Source organism: Qipengyuania citrea, from assembly GCF_024171405.1.
Classification (GTDB): domain Bacteria; phylum Pseudomonadota; class Alphaproteobacteria; order Sphingomonadales; family Sphingomonadaceae; genus Qipengyuania; species Qipengyuania profunda.
This window is the reverse complement of record NZ_JALJZT010000002.1, coordinates 2840908-2853145: the sequence shown is the minus strand read 5'-3', so window position 1 is coordinate 2853145 and position 12238 is coordinate 2840908. Positions and strand designations below refer to the sequence as shown.

General features: G+C 66.1%; 10 protein-coding genes. 2 read left to right on the top strand and 8 right to left on the bottom strand.

Features of this window, described 5'->3' with window-relative positions; translation table 11 throughout:
* Window positions 1-2: 2 nt before the first annotated feature.
* From J2S32_RS14770 to J2S32_RS14735, 8 genes are all read right to left on the bottom strand, one after another.
* Window positions 3-1121: a TrbI/VirB10 family protein gene (locus tag J2S32_RS14770; RefSeq protein ID WP_253522701.1), complete on the bottom strand. Its 1119-nt coding sequence runs from the start codon at window positions 1119-1121 to the stop codon at window positions 3-5.
* A 3-nt stretch (window positions 1122-1124) separates the two neighbouring features.
* The gene (locus J2S32_RS14765) at window positions 1125-1889 is read right to left on the bottom strand and encodes a TrbG/VirB9 family P-type conjugative transfer protein (RefSeq protein ID WP_253522698.1); all 765 of its coding nucleotides are present in this window, start codon (window positions 1887-1889) and stop codon (window positions 1125-1127) included.
* On the bottom strand, window positions 1886-3061 hold the full coding sequence (locus J2S32_RS14760; RefSeq protein ID WP_253522693.1) for a type IV secretion system protein: 1176 nt from the start codon (window positions 3059-3061) through the stop codon (window positions 1886-1888). Before J2S32_RS14760 ends, J2S32_RS14765 begins: the two co-directional genes overlap by 4 nt.
* Window positions 3058-5490 (bottom strand): VirB4 family type IV secretion/conjugal transfer ATPase, encoded by a 2433-nt coding sequence (locus J2S32_RS14755; RefSeq protein WP_253522690.1) that lies wholly within the window; start codon window positions 5488-5490, stop codon window positions 3058-3060. Before J2S32_RS14755 ends, J2S32_RS14760 begins: the two co-directional genes overlap by 4 nt.
* Window positions 5491-5505: 15 nt before the next feature.
* Window positions 5506-5790, bottom strand: a complete 285-nt coding sequence (locus tag J2S32_RS14750) for a type IV secretion system protein VirB3 (RefSeq protein WP_253522687.1) — start codon at window positions 5788-5790, stop codon at window positions 5506-5508.
* A gap of 265 nt (window positions 5791-6055) precedes the next feature.
* Entirely contained in the window at window positions 6056-6355 is a 300-nt protein-coding gene (locus J2S32_RS14745; RefSeq protein ID WP_437181927.1) for a TrbC/VirB2 family protein, read from the bottom strand.
* 4 nt (window positions 6356-6359) lie between these two features.
* A complete protein-coding gene (locus J2S32_RS14740; RefSeq protein WP_253522680.1) occupies window positions 6360-6989 on the bottom strand; it encodes a lytic transglycosylase domain-containing protein in 630 nt (209 codons plus the stop codon).
* 149 nt (window positions 6990-7138) lie between these two features.
* Window positions 7139-7522, bottom strand: coding sequence for a hypothetical protein (locus J2S32_RS14735; protein WP_253522677.1), 384 nt, complete (start codon window positions 7520-7522; stop codon window positions 7139-7141).
* Between the two features lie 267 nt (window positions 7523-7789).
* On the opposite strand from J2S32_RS14735, the gene J2S32_RS14730 reads away from it, so the two are divergent.
* Complete coding sequence (locus tag J2S32_RS14730; protein ID WP_253522674.1) at window positions 7790-9358, top strand: hypothetical protein; 1569 nt, start codon at window positions 7790-7792, stop codon at window positions 9356-9358.
* A 126-nt stretch (window positions 9359-9484) separates the two neighbouring features.
* Entirely contained in the window at window positions 9485-12235 is a 2751-nt protein-coding gene (locus tag J2S32_RS14725; RefSeq protein ID WP_253522670.1) for a TonB-dependent receptor domain-containing protein, read from the top strand.
* Window positions 12236-12238: the final 3 nt, after the last annotated feature.

Below are 12238 nucleotides of genomic sequence, written 5' to 3'. Positions count from 1 at the left end.
GCTCAGCTGACCGAGGTGAAGTCCAGATCGCGCGCGGTGAAGATCCGGATCGGTTCCCCCTGCCGCACCCGTACCGTCGGGCCGCGCTGGCCATCCTGCTGCGCCGCAGTGGCCGCAGCCGAGGAACTGGCCCCGCCGATCAGCACGCCGGCCGCACCGCCCGTGGCGAGCGAGCCGACGCCGCCGACGACCGACAGCAGCATGGCCGAACCGAAACGCTTGAAGAAACCGTCGCCCGAGACCTTGCCCGCAAGCCCGGTGGTGCCATCGAAGCCGATCGCGGGCGATGCGAGATTGACCGAGGCGCCATCGGGCCGGATCAGCCGCGTCCAGATGACATAGGCGCGCTTCTGGCCGTTCTGCAGGCCCGACTGGTACTGGCCGATCAGCCGCGAGGACCGCGGGACCAGCACCCTGGTGCCGTCGAAGCTGCGCACGTCCTGACTCACCACCGCGCGGACATAGCCCGGCACATTGGTGTCGATCGCGGTTTCGAGGATCGCGGGGATCAGCGTGCCCTGGGTGACCGTGGTCGCGGGATTGACCATTGCCTTGGCCTGCGCGGGCGAGCCGCCGACACCGCCGATGCGGCTGGCGAAATCGCTCGCGGCATTGCCCGTCGAGCCCGCGGCCTCGCCGGCGGCGCTCGCTTCGCCCAGCGCCAGTGTCGCGGGCGCGCTACCCGCATCGTAGACGACGGTCGGATTGGCATAGGGGTTGGCGGCAAGCCCGGGCTGCGGCTGCGCTGCGAGAACCGGCTGCGGGGCGGGATCGGGCCGCGGCGTCTGCGCCGCGAGTTGCGCCGGGGGCGGCGTTACCGCTGCGGGGGGCACCACCGGGGCGGCTTCGACCGGTGCCTGCTGGCCGCCGATCCCTTCGGGAGGGGCGACGCGGGCGGAGTTCATGCTCCACAAGGTGACCAGGCCAAGACCTGCGACAATCGCAATCCCCGCGACGAGGCCGAGTGCGTCGGACTTGCCCGCGGGGCGCGCCACGGCAGGGAAGGCATTGCGCTGGGCGAGGTCGATGACTTCCGCATCCGCGCCGTCGCGCGGGTCGAAATCGTTGGCGATCCCGTTGTCGCCCGGCTTCTTCTCGGGCAGTCGCATGGCAAGACGCATCGGTTACCTCCCCTTCGAGGCGAGAGCGGGACTGCTGCTCGCACTGGCAGCGGGCCGTTCGGGCCCGGTGTTGATCAATTGGGCGCTGTCCTCGCCCGACCGCAGGACGATCGTGCGCGGCACGCCGTCGACGACGATCGTATCCCCGCGAACGGTGAAATTGACCGGGCCTTCGATGCCCTGGCTATTGGTCACGAGGATCGCGGGCACATCCTTGCCGCTGGGCCAGGTTAGGAAGGTCGCGGTGCCATCGTCATAGGTATTCTCGGGCAGCAGTTCGGGATCGCCCGAGGCATTCCACGCGAAGTTGAGGTCTGCCGGATCGACGACCGCATAGGGATCGCGCGCGGCCTGCCGCTCCACCGCATTGGGCGCCATCTGCACCGGCTCTTCCGCAGGTTCGTCGGGATAGGCGAAGCGCATCAGGTAGAGCGGCTTGGCACCCGGGCTGGCGACGAGGTCGAACAGATAGGTGCGTTTGCTGGTGACGACCGTGAGATTGGTCGCGGCGCGCGGTTCGAGCGGTTTGACGAACAGGATGTTGGCGCGCTTGTTGGGCGTGACCTGCCAGGTCGCGCTGTCGCCGATGGCGACGTTCTCGATCACCTCGTCATCGCCGAACATGATGCTCGCCTGCACTGCAACGCGGCCGTCGATCCGGACCACCTTGGTTTCGTCATACAGCACCTCAACGAGGCGCGAATCCTGCGCGCTAGCCGGTACGGCCAGCAGCGCGAGAGCGAGCGCGGGAATGAGCGCGCGGGTCATGCGTGTTTCTCCATGGAACGGTCGAGCGCCTTGGGCGCCGCGGACTTGAACCGGCTGCCGATGCCGGAACCGCGGACGCGGGCCTTGCTGGCGGATGATTGCTGGGTGGAAGCGGACGAGGTGGCGTACACCTTGACCGTGCGCGATCCGCCGCTGCCGCCCGCGCCGCCGCCATCGTTGGCGGCATAGGCGGTCGGGACTGCCGAGACGTCGATCCGGCGCGCCTGCGAACTGGCCTGGTTGGCCGCCTGTGCCTGCGCGAGCGCGGGGGCGGCGACCACTTGCTGGGGGGCCGGCGCGGAAGAGGACTTCTCCTCCCGGTCGGGCACCAGCCCGAACACCGACCATCCGGCCACCATGGCTCCCGCCACTTTGAGCACGAGCACCATCAGCGCGACATGCACCGCGCCGATCATGAAGAAGGCCATGGCCGCCTGCGGGTCGATCTGGCCCGGGGCAGCGGTCAGCGCGCCGAGGATCGGCACGGCGAGTTCGAGCATCACGCTGCCGCCGAGCACCGCGAACAGCGGCGCCAGCGCGCATAGGGTCAATCCCTTGACCCAGCCGGTGAACAGGCCGCGCGTGCCATTGAACAGCGCCAGCACGACGAACAGCGGACCAAGCGCGATCAGCACGCCGAGCGCAATCTTGGTGGTAACCAGCAGGCCGACGGTGCCGAGCATGAACAGGAGCGCGCCGAACCACATCATGCCTTCGGGCGAGAAGGTGGAAATGTCCTGTGCCCCGGCGCTGGCTTCCTGGATGGCGAGGAAGACCACGTCGATCTTCTGCGCGAAAGTATCGGTCGCCGAACCCTGCGCCCCCGTCAGCACGCCCGCAAGGTAATCAGGGGTAGCGACAGCGAGGTTCCAGACCACGCTTTGATAGGCGATCCAGCTGGTGGCGAAGGTCAGCACGAGGCCCAGCGTCATCATCCGCGGGACGAGGCTGCGCACGCCGATATTGGTCCGCCCGGTCAGCAGCGCAAAAGCGAACAGCGCAATGAACAGCGTCAGGACGAGCGTCAGCACCGTGCCGAGCGAACCGCCGGGTGCGAACAGCCGGCCGAATGCGGCCGCACTGGCCTCGCCCGCGATACAGTCCACCCCGCGCAGCGCGGCGGCGACGCCATTGCCGACATCGGCGGCGACGCGGTCGCAGGTCGCGCTCATTCGGCGGCGAGGCCAAGGGCTTCGACCCCGGCCCCCCCTTCGTCATTCGCCCCGCCCGGCCATTTGGTGCCGGTAAGCGCGGGGAACCACTCGCTCGGCGCATCGCCCAGCGCCTCGCGCAGCAGGTCGAGCCGGCGGACCGAGCTTTCGCGGCCCGAGAGCAGCGTCAGCACTTCGGGCGCGCCCGACAGGTCGAGGCGCACGACGACGCTCGCATCGGGCTGGCGCACGAGGAAGCAGCGGCTGTGCGCGGGCAGCGTGCGGATCAGCGCGAGCTCGTGCTCGGTCAGGCCGAAGCCGTCACAATAATCCTCGGGCCGCGCGCGGCTGTTGGGCATGAACACCATGGTCGCGGTCTGCTCGACCAATGCGGTCGAAATGCGGCTTTCGAGCGCATCGCGCGCGCTTTGCGTGGCGAAACCGACCAGCGCGTTGCGCTTTCTGAGCGTCTTGAGCCAGTCGCGGATGCGCGCGGCGAAGACCTCGTCGTCGAGCGCTTTCCACCCCTCGTCGATCAGGATCATCGTCGGCTTGCCGTCGAGCCGTTCCTCGATCCGGTGGAACAGATACATCATCGTCGGCGTGCGCAGCCGCGGGTTCTCGAGCAGCGCGGTCATGTCGAAACCAAGCACGCGCGCGGTCAGATCGAGCCGGTCCTCGGCATTGTCGAACAGCCAGGCATGCTCGCCCTCGCCGATCCATGCGCCGAGGCGGTCGGCCAGGTCGCCCGGTTGCGGGCGCCGCGTGCCCGACAGCAATTCCTTGAAGTGCCGCAGGCGGCGCAGCGAAGCATCGTTGGCATAGGCCGCATCGACCGCGCCCGCGATCGCCTGTTCCTCCTCGGGGCCTTCGGCCTTGAGCAGCGCGCCCAGCCAGTCGCGCAGGAAGGCCTTGTTGCCGGGCGTATCGGGCAGCGACAGCGGGTTGAACCCGGTCGGTTCGCCCGAGCGGATGCTGTCGTAGCGCCCGCCGATGCCGCGGACGAACAGTTCCGCGCCGCGATCCTTGTCGAACAGGATCGTGCGCGGGCTGAATTTCTGCGCCTGCGCGGCAAGGAAGTTCATCACCACGGTCTTGCCCGAGCCGCTTGGCCCGATGACCGAGAAATTGCCGAGGTCGCCGTGGTGGAAATTGAAGAAGAACGGCGTCGCGCTGGTGGTCTCCAGCAGCGCCACCGCCTCGCCCCAGTGATTGCCCTGCGCCTGCCCCAGCGCGAAGCCGTGCAAGCTCCCGAAGCTCGCCATGTTCGCGCTCGAGATCAGCGCGCGGCGGACGAGGTAGCCCTCATTGCCCGGGAACTGGCCCCAGAAGGCGGGTTCGAGATTGGTATCCTCGCGCACTGCAATCGCGCCGGTGTCGGCGAGCGCAGCGGCGCAGGCGGCCATGGCGTCGTCGAGCTGGCCAAGCTGGCGTTCCTTGACCATCACGGTCAGGTGGTGATCGCCAAAGCCGACCGCCCCATTGCCCAGCGCATCGCGCGCGGAAAGCATGTCGGCGCGTTCGGCGGCGGCTTCCTCGTCGGCGCTCTTGAGACGGCGGATCGCCAGATCCATCCGCTCGCGCGCGGTCTGCCGCTCGGTCGGGGCATAGCTTTCGCTCACCACCATTTCGAAGGGCAGCCGCAGCAGGCTGTCGAGCAGGCCGGGCGAGGTCGCCTCGGGATAGTCCTTGAGACCGAGCACAGCGCCGAAATCGGGCGAGCCCGAGCCGCGCATCTCGATCGCGTCGAGCCCGAAGCTGACGCGGCGATAGGGCAGCATGTGGCCGATATCGACATCGTCGGCGGGTTTGCGCACCGGGCGCATCTCGCCATTGTAGAGCGCGCTCAGCAGTTCGAGCATTTCCGAATTGGTGTTGCCCTGCGGTCCGACATAATCGCCCAGCGGGGTTGCGCCATAGGCGGTCAGTGCCGCGACCAGCCCTTGCGAGGCGGCACGCAGGCTGCGCAGATCCTTGGGATCGGGTTCGAGCCGTTCGCCGCCCTGGCGCCGGAATGTCTTGGCGACGCGCTCGACCAGTCCCGCCTTGCCGCGCGCCGGACGCCGGATCAGCGTGATAAACTGGTCGTTGACGAACAATTGGCCCGAGCCGAGCCGTTTGCGCCAGCGGTCGTCGATATGGCGGCTGATCGGATCGGGAAATTCGGCTTCCAGATCGACCGACACGCGCCGCCGGATGACGTGATGATACAGCACGAAGCGCGCATCGAGCGTGGAACGCAGCACGATCTCGCGGGTGGCGGCATGCGCATTCAGCGCTTCGCTGTCCTCGGTCTCGAACAGCAGTCCGGGGACCTGGATCGCGGTCATCACCGATCCGTCACGCAGCAGCAGCGTGCTCTCGTCGAGCATGCGCAAATAGGGCAGGCGATCGCCCGCGCGCGCTTCTTTCGCGCTCCAGGCGGCAGCCCCTTTCCACTTCGTCGTCATGCGATACCTTTCCGCTCAGGTTGCATAGGAGTTGCAGCCCCAGCGCTTGTAATTCTTGACCCGCGGGCACTTCGACACCCGGGTGATCCACAGGTCGAAGATGCGCGGCTCGCGCAGGCAGGCGAAATAGCCGATCCCGTGCATCACCGCGAAGACCAGCAGCGCCAGCCAGCTTCCGGTGATCAGGAACGCTTCGGTGGTCACCATCCCGTTGATGATGAAGTAGTTATATGTCACCCCCGCGAACATCTGCGGGCGCGTCAGCGCACGGTGGACGGGATGGCGGACCAGCGCGGTCATTAGGCCGAGACTCCGGGGTATGCGCTATCGAGGCAGCGAGATGGCGAACATATCGGGCCAGAAGGCGTGCAGGGAAGGCACGCGGCCTTTCCAAGCGACTTCTGGTTCGAGATGGAAGCCATCTCGCTGTCCCGAAGGGATTTGGCAAAAAAGGCCCATCCCGACGTCGGAAGGTCTTGCAAGATTCTCATATTCCTACGCCCTTCCTCCTTGTGCTGGGCCTTTTTTGCTCAAACCTCGAAAGCGCATACCCCGGAGTCTCGGCCTAACCGGCCACGCCCTGGATACCGGCCACGATCGAGGCGGCGCCGAACAGGATGAACACGCCAATGATCACGGTCGCGCCGAAGCGCCAGTTGAGGCGGCCGGTCAGCATCATGAAGCCGACCGCGGCCACCGCCATCACCGCGACCGCGGTCGCGACATTGCCCAGCAGCGTGCCCTGCAGCCAGCCGAGCGCGGCGACGATCGGGCCCGAACCGGCCGGGTCGGCAGCCTGCGCGAAAGCGGTGCTGGGGGTCATCAGGGCGGCCAGAACTGCCGGCAGGGTAAACTTGCGACTCAATTGATTACTCCCGTGAATGGTCCGAAAGACGGCCCATGATGGCCGCCACGTAATGTTGCGTTTCGCGGATGCTCGGGATGCCGCCCGCGCGGATCACGCGGCCGGGCCCGGCATTGTAGGCGGCGAGCGCCTTTTCGAGGTCGCCATCGAAGCGGTCGAGCTGCTCGCGCAAGTAACGCGCGCCGCCTTCGAGATTGGCGAAGGGATCGTCGGGGTCGACGCCGAGGTCGCGTGCCGTACCGGGCATCAGCTGCGCGAGGCCGCGCGCGCCCACCGGCGAGACCGCATTCGCGCGCCAGCGGCTTTCCTGCCACACCAGCGCCTCGATCAGCGTCGGGCTGAGATCGAACCGCGCGGAGAGCTCGGCCACCTTGGCCTGGTAATCGGCGGGAACGAGGCGCGCATGCTCGCCCGGATCGGCAATGGCGATGTCGGGCACGAAGATATCGGCCGGCACTTCGGCCAGCGGCGCGGCAACCCCCGGTTCGACCGGGGCAGCGACCAGCGCGGCGCCCCCGCCGGTGATCCAGCGCGCGCCGTCCGTATCGATCTCCATAACATCCGCTTTCGCTGCGAAAGCGGTAAGCGCGGCGCAGGACAATCCCATCACCAGCGCCAAGCGTGCCAGAATCATTGCACCCTCCGTGCGGCCCCATTGGGCATACTACATGACAGGCGGGTGACAAAAAGCCGAATATCGCGGGAAAGTATTATGCCCCAACAGGAAAAGGCCCGCCTCCCGGTAAGGAGACGAGCCCAATAGTGCGGCGATCTCGCGTAGATCTACCGGAGCGACAAGGCGTAATAGCGGGCGAATTCGCCCTTATCGAGCATGGCCAGCGCCTTGCGGGCGAGCCGGCGCGAATCCACCCAGTCACCCGCAGCGGTTTCCAGCTCGACGCTGTCGCGCGCGCCGGCAGCGGCTTCGAATTCGGTCCGCGCCGCATCATAGTCGCCCATGCGCGCGAGCGCGATTCCGTGATTGATCAGGCGGGCCGGATCGGCCGCGGCCAGTTCTTCGCAGTTTTCAATGGCCTGGCGGGCGGCGCGATTGTCGTTCGCGACCAGTTCCTCGTAGCCGACATCGTAGCCGGCCTGGGGGCCCGGAACCGCTTCGACCGGTCCCTGCGCCAACAGGGCCAATGCAACGCTTGTGATGATCGCCATGACAGCTCTCCCTATTCATCTTGTGGGAGCGTTTATGCCGCCTTGTTACGATCGCTGCAATAAAACTGTAACGTTGTCATATTTGTGCAATCTGAGGGCCGATCGGCCTTTTTTTCGCAAAGCCCATCGGTTCGTCGCACTAAGCGATGGATTTGCAACATAACGGTCACGAACCGAATAAAACTGTCACGAAGCCCCCCTAGCGGACGAGTCGCGATCAACGACTTCGCATTCTGATTCATCCGGTTTTTGAGGGGACCGTTACCCGTGACCAATTTCCATCGTTCGCTCGTCCTCGGCTGCTCCGCTCTGGCTCTCGCCAGCTGCGGCGCCGACGAAATCGTCTCGCCGGGTACCGGCGGTGACGTGATCATCAACAATCCCACCCCGGCACCCACGCCGACCCCGACGCCGACCCCGACGTCGGCACTGGTCACCCCGGCAGCGGGCTGCCCGACCATTTCGGATCCGGCCGGCCTGACCGACGACAACACGATCTCGGGCCCGACCGGCGAATACCGCGTCTGCACCCTGCCCGCGCGCTTCACCGCTTCCTCGACCCTGCCCTACATCGAAGGCCTGCTCTACCGCATCGACGGCCGCGTCGATGTCGGCACCGATGGCGGCGCTGCCGATACCGGTGCGGATACCGATGTCGAACTGACCATCGAGCCGGGCGTCATCCTGTACTCGGCCGGTTCGGGCTGGCTCAACGTCAACCGCGGCAACACGATCGACGCCAACGGCACCGCCGCCCGTCCGATCATCTTCACCAGCCGTGACAACGTCCAGGGGCTCAACACCGCCAATTCGTCGGGCCAGTGGGGCGGCGTCGTCCTGTCGGGCCGCGCTCCGGTCACCGACTGCATCGCTCCGGGTGCAACCCCCGGCACCACCGCCTGCGAACGCCAGGTCGAAGGCGCGGCGCAGCCCGCCCTGTTCGGCGGCGCGACCGTCAACGACAGTTCGGGCAGCATGAGCTTCGTGCAGATCCGCTACTCGGGCTTCGTCCTCTCGGGCGACAGCGAGCTCCAAGCGCTGACCACCGGCGGCACCGGCACGGGCACGCAGCTGAGCAACATCATGAGCTACAACAGCTCGGATGACGGCGTCGAATTCTTCGGCGGCCAGTTCAACCTGCGCAACCTGATCGTTGTCGGCGCCGAAGACGACGGCCTCGACACCGACACCGGCGTCAAGGTCGACATGCAGAACGTGATCGTGATGCAGCGCCCCGGCATTGGCGACACGATCATCGAAGCCGATTCGTCGAACGGTCTCGAAGAAGACACCCCGCGCCAGAACACGCGAATTTCGAACGCGACCTTCATCGCCAACAGCGGCACCGGCGACCAGGCAGTCCGCATCCGCGGCTTTGCCGACTACACGATCGTCAACTCGATCCTGGTCGACAATGAAGGCGCGACCCCGTGCCTGCGCATCGACAACACCGAAACGCTGAACCGCGCTGCCAACGCAGCGATCGACGAAGCCGGTCCGGTGGTGTTCAACTCGTTCGTGCTCGACTGTGCGGTGGACTTCCGCGACAGCTCGGGCGGGGTCACCGCAGCCAATATCGAAACCCGCTACAACGCCGGTTCGGACAATGATGCGGCCTTCACCAACACGCTGACCATGGGCTTCGTCAACGGTTCGAACGAAGACGCCGTGACCGTGTTCGACCCGACCGGGTTCTCGTCGTTCTTCCAGCTCCCGACCAACATCGGCGCCGTCTATGCCGGCAACGACACCTGGGTGAACGGCTGGACCTGCAACTCGGCCACCGTGACGTTCGACGCCGCTGTGTCCGACTGCGCGAGCCTGCCGGTCTACTAATCGGCCACGACAGGCAGCGGGGCGCGCGCTCGATGCGCGTCCCGCGGCCTTCTTCGCTTTTCGCACCGGAGCCATCGCCTGGCTCCAGCCAAGTTTAAAGGCCTGAACATGAGGGGGTCTCGAACCATGTCGACCGGCAAGCAGCTCACCGCGCTGCTCCTGCTCACCACCGCGCTCACCTTTCCTGCCGGCGCTGCTTTCGCCCAGGATGCGAGCACGGGCGCCGAAGGCGTTCCCGCCGAACAAGATCCCGCGACCGACGCCGTCATGGCGCAGCAGGCCGAGGGCATCGACGACACGCCGGAGGAAGAAGAGTTCGAGCAAACCGAGATCTCGGTTCCCGGCGGCGCGATCGTCGTCACCGGCCGCCGTCGCCAGGACGTCACCCGCGCCTCGTCGCAGGTCGTCTCGGTGCTCGACAGCGCCAGCATTGCGCGGACGGGCGAAGGCGACATCGCCGGCGCGCTGACCCGCGTCACCGGCCTGTCGACCGTGGGCAACGGCCTCGTCTATGTCCGCGGCCTCGGCGATCGCTACTCGCTCGCGCTGCTCAACGGCCTGCCGCTGCCTTCGCCGCAGCCGCTCAGCCGCGTGGTCCCGCTCGACATCTTCCCGACCAGCGTCATCGCATCGAGCCTGGTGCAGAAGACCTATTCGGCCAACTTCCCCGGCGAATTCGGCGGCGGCGTGATCAACCTCACCACCCGCGCGGTGCCGGAAGAAAGTTTCCTCAAGATCAGCGCGGGCATTTCGGGCGATACCGAAACCGCCTTCGGCACGGGCTACACCTATTACGGTTCGGACTACGACTGGTTCGGCTTCGACGACGGGCGCCGCGACCCCGGCCCCAATCTGCAAAGCTTCTTCGACAGCGGGCAGGCGATCAACGACGAAGGCGTCGACCAGCAGGCGATCCTGACCGAATTGGGCGATCCCAATCTGATCCTGCTGCAAAGCACCGACGAACTGCCGGTCAACTGGTCGGGCGGCATCACTGCGGGCACCAGCGTCGATGTCTTTTCCGATGGCCGCTTCGGCGTGATCGCGACGGCTTCGCTGAGCAACAAGTACCGCAATCGCTACATCACGCGGCAGGCCGCGCTGAACGGCGATCTCGACCTCGACCAGACGGGCAACCAGTTCCAGACCGACCAGCGGATCCTGGCCAATGCCATGCTCGGCTTCGGGCTCGAAGTGGGCGAGCACCGCTTCCGCCTCACCAACCTCTACATCCGTGATTCGCTCAAGCGCGCATCGCTGGCGCAGATTTCCGATCTCACCGACGACGATGACGATCTGTTCCAGAACACCGGCTGGTACGAGCGCGAGCTGATCGACACGCAGTTTGTCGGCGAGCTCGAATTCGGCGATTTGTCGATCGACCTGCGCGGCGGTTATGCGCAGACGCAGCGCGAAGCCCCGAACGAATGGGAATTCATCTATTCGCGCGATCTCAATCCGACCGGCGGGTTCGACGACATCTACCTCAACCTGCAGAACGGCGGGCAGCGGGGCCGGACCACGGTCGCCTTCTCCGACCTGACCGAAGACCTCTATTACGGCGGCGTGGACGTCAGCTACCAGTTGGCCAACTGGCTCGGCGTGACGGTGGGCGGCGCCTATACCGATACCGACCGCCTGTCGCGTCGCCGCGAGTTCGATATCCGTACCACCGGCGATTACCCGCTGGCATTCGGTGCCTTCCGCCCCGACAATCTGCTCGGCGATGCGCTGATCGAACTGGGTTACGACACCGAAGCGCAAGCCGCAGGCGGGATCGGGCCGTTCTCCTACACCATCATCGAAACGACCGCAGCCGACCCGGCCTTTTCCGCCGGGCTCGAGATCAAGGCGGGCTACGCACAGGCACGCGTGGCCCCGGTCGATCGGCTGTCGCTCGATGTCGGCGTGCGCTACGAAGACGCCACGCAGCAAGTCGTGCCGCTCGGCCTCGACGGACTGCCCAGCGGTTCGGCCAATGCGACGCTGCTGAACAATGACTACTGGCTCCCCGCGGCGACGCTGACCTGGGAGCTGACCGACAGCCTGCAAGCGCGCTTCAACGCGTCGAAAACGATTGCGCGGCCGCAGTTCCGCGAATTGATCCTGCAGACCTATTACGATCCTGAATCGAACCGCCAGTTCACCGGCAACCCCGGCCTGATTGACAGCGAGCTGACCAATTACGAGGCCCGCGTCGAATATTACTGGGGCTCGGGCAGCAAGTTCAGCCTCGCCGGGTTCTACAAGGACATCGAGAACCCGATCGAGGTGTTCTCGAGCTTCAACGACAACACCGTGGTCAGCCGCTTCGCCAATGCGCCGCAGGCTGAACTCTACGGTGCGGAAGTCGAAGTCCAGTGGAACAAGGACCTCTATTCGCTGGGTGAATGGTGGGACAGCAAGCGCTTCATCGCGATTGCCAACTACACTTACACCCAGTCCGAAATCAGCGTGCAGTCGAGCGACATGGTCAACGTGCCCGAGCTTGGCGGCCTGCAGGCGGCGACCAACTTCTTCGAAGACGGTACCGCGCTGACGGGTCAGTCCGACCATATCGCCAATGTGCAGCTGGGGCTGGAAGATCTCGACCGGGTGAGCCAGGTGACCTTCCTGTTCAACTACGGCAGCAAACGCGTCATCAGCCGCAGCACGCTGTCGCGCCCGGACATTCTCGAAAACCCCGGCCTGACGATCGATTTCGTGGCGCGGCAGGGTTTCGAACTGGCCGGGACCGACCTGGAAGTGAAGTTCGAAGCGCGCAACCTCACGGGCCGCGACCATTTCGAATACCAGACCACCGGCACCACGCGGATCGAGAACAACAGCTACGACGTCGGCCGCAGCTTCAGCCTGTCGGTTTCCGCCGAGTTCTGATTA

Excerpts from the sequence above, each read along its gene's own strand:
- J2S32_RS14760 (WP_253522693.1), bottom strand. The coding sequence starts at position 3,061 with ATGAGCGCGACCTGCGACCGCGTCGCCGCCGATGTCGGCAATGGCGTC.
- J2S32_RS14755 (WP_253522690.1), bottom strand. The coding sequence starts at position 5,490 with ATGACGACGAAGTGGAAAGGGGCTGCCGCCTGGAGCGCGAAAGAAGCG.
- J2S32_RS14740 (WP_253522680.1), bottom strand. The coding sequence starts at position 6,989 with ATGATTCTGGCACGCTTGGCGCTGGTGATGGGATTGTCCTGCGCCGCG.
- J2S32_RS14770 (WP_253522701.1), bottom strand. The coding sequence starts at position 1,121 with ATGCGTCTTGCCATGCGACTGCCCGAGAAGAAGCCGGGCGACAACGGG.
- J2S32_RS14735 (WP_253522677.1), bottom strand. The coding sequence starts at position 7,522 with ATGGCGATCATCACAAGCGTTGCATTGGCCCTGTTGGCGCAGGGACCG.
- J2S32_RS14750 (WP_253522687.1), bottom strand. The coding sequence starts at position 5,790 with ATGACCGCGCTGGTCCGCCATCCCGTCCACCGTGCGCTGACGCGCCCG.
- J2S32_RS14765 (WP_253522698.1), bottom strand. The coding sequence starts at position 1,889 with ATGACCCGCGCGCTCATTCCCGCGCTCGCTCTCGCGCTGCTGGCCGTA.
- J2S32_RS14725 (WP_253522670.1), top strand. The coding sequence starts at position 9,485 with ATGTCGACCGGCAAGCAGCTCACCGCGCTGCTCCTGCTCACCACCGCG.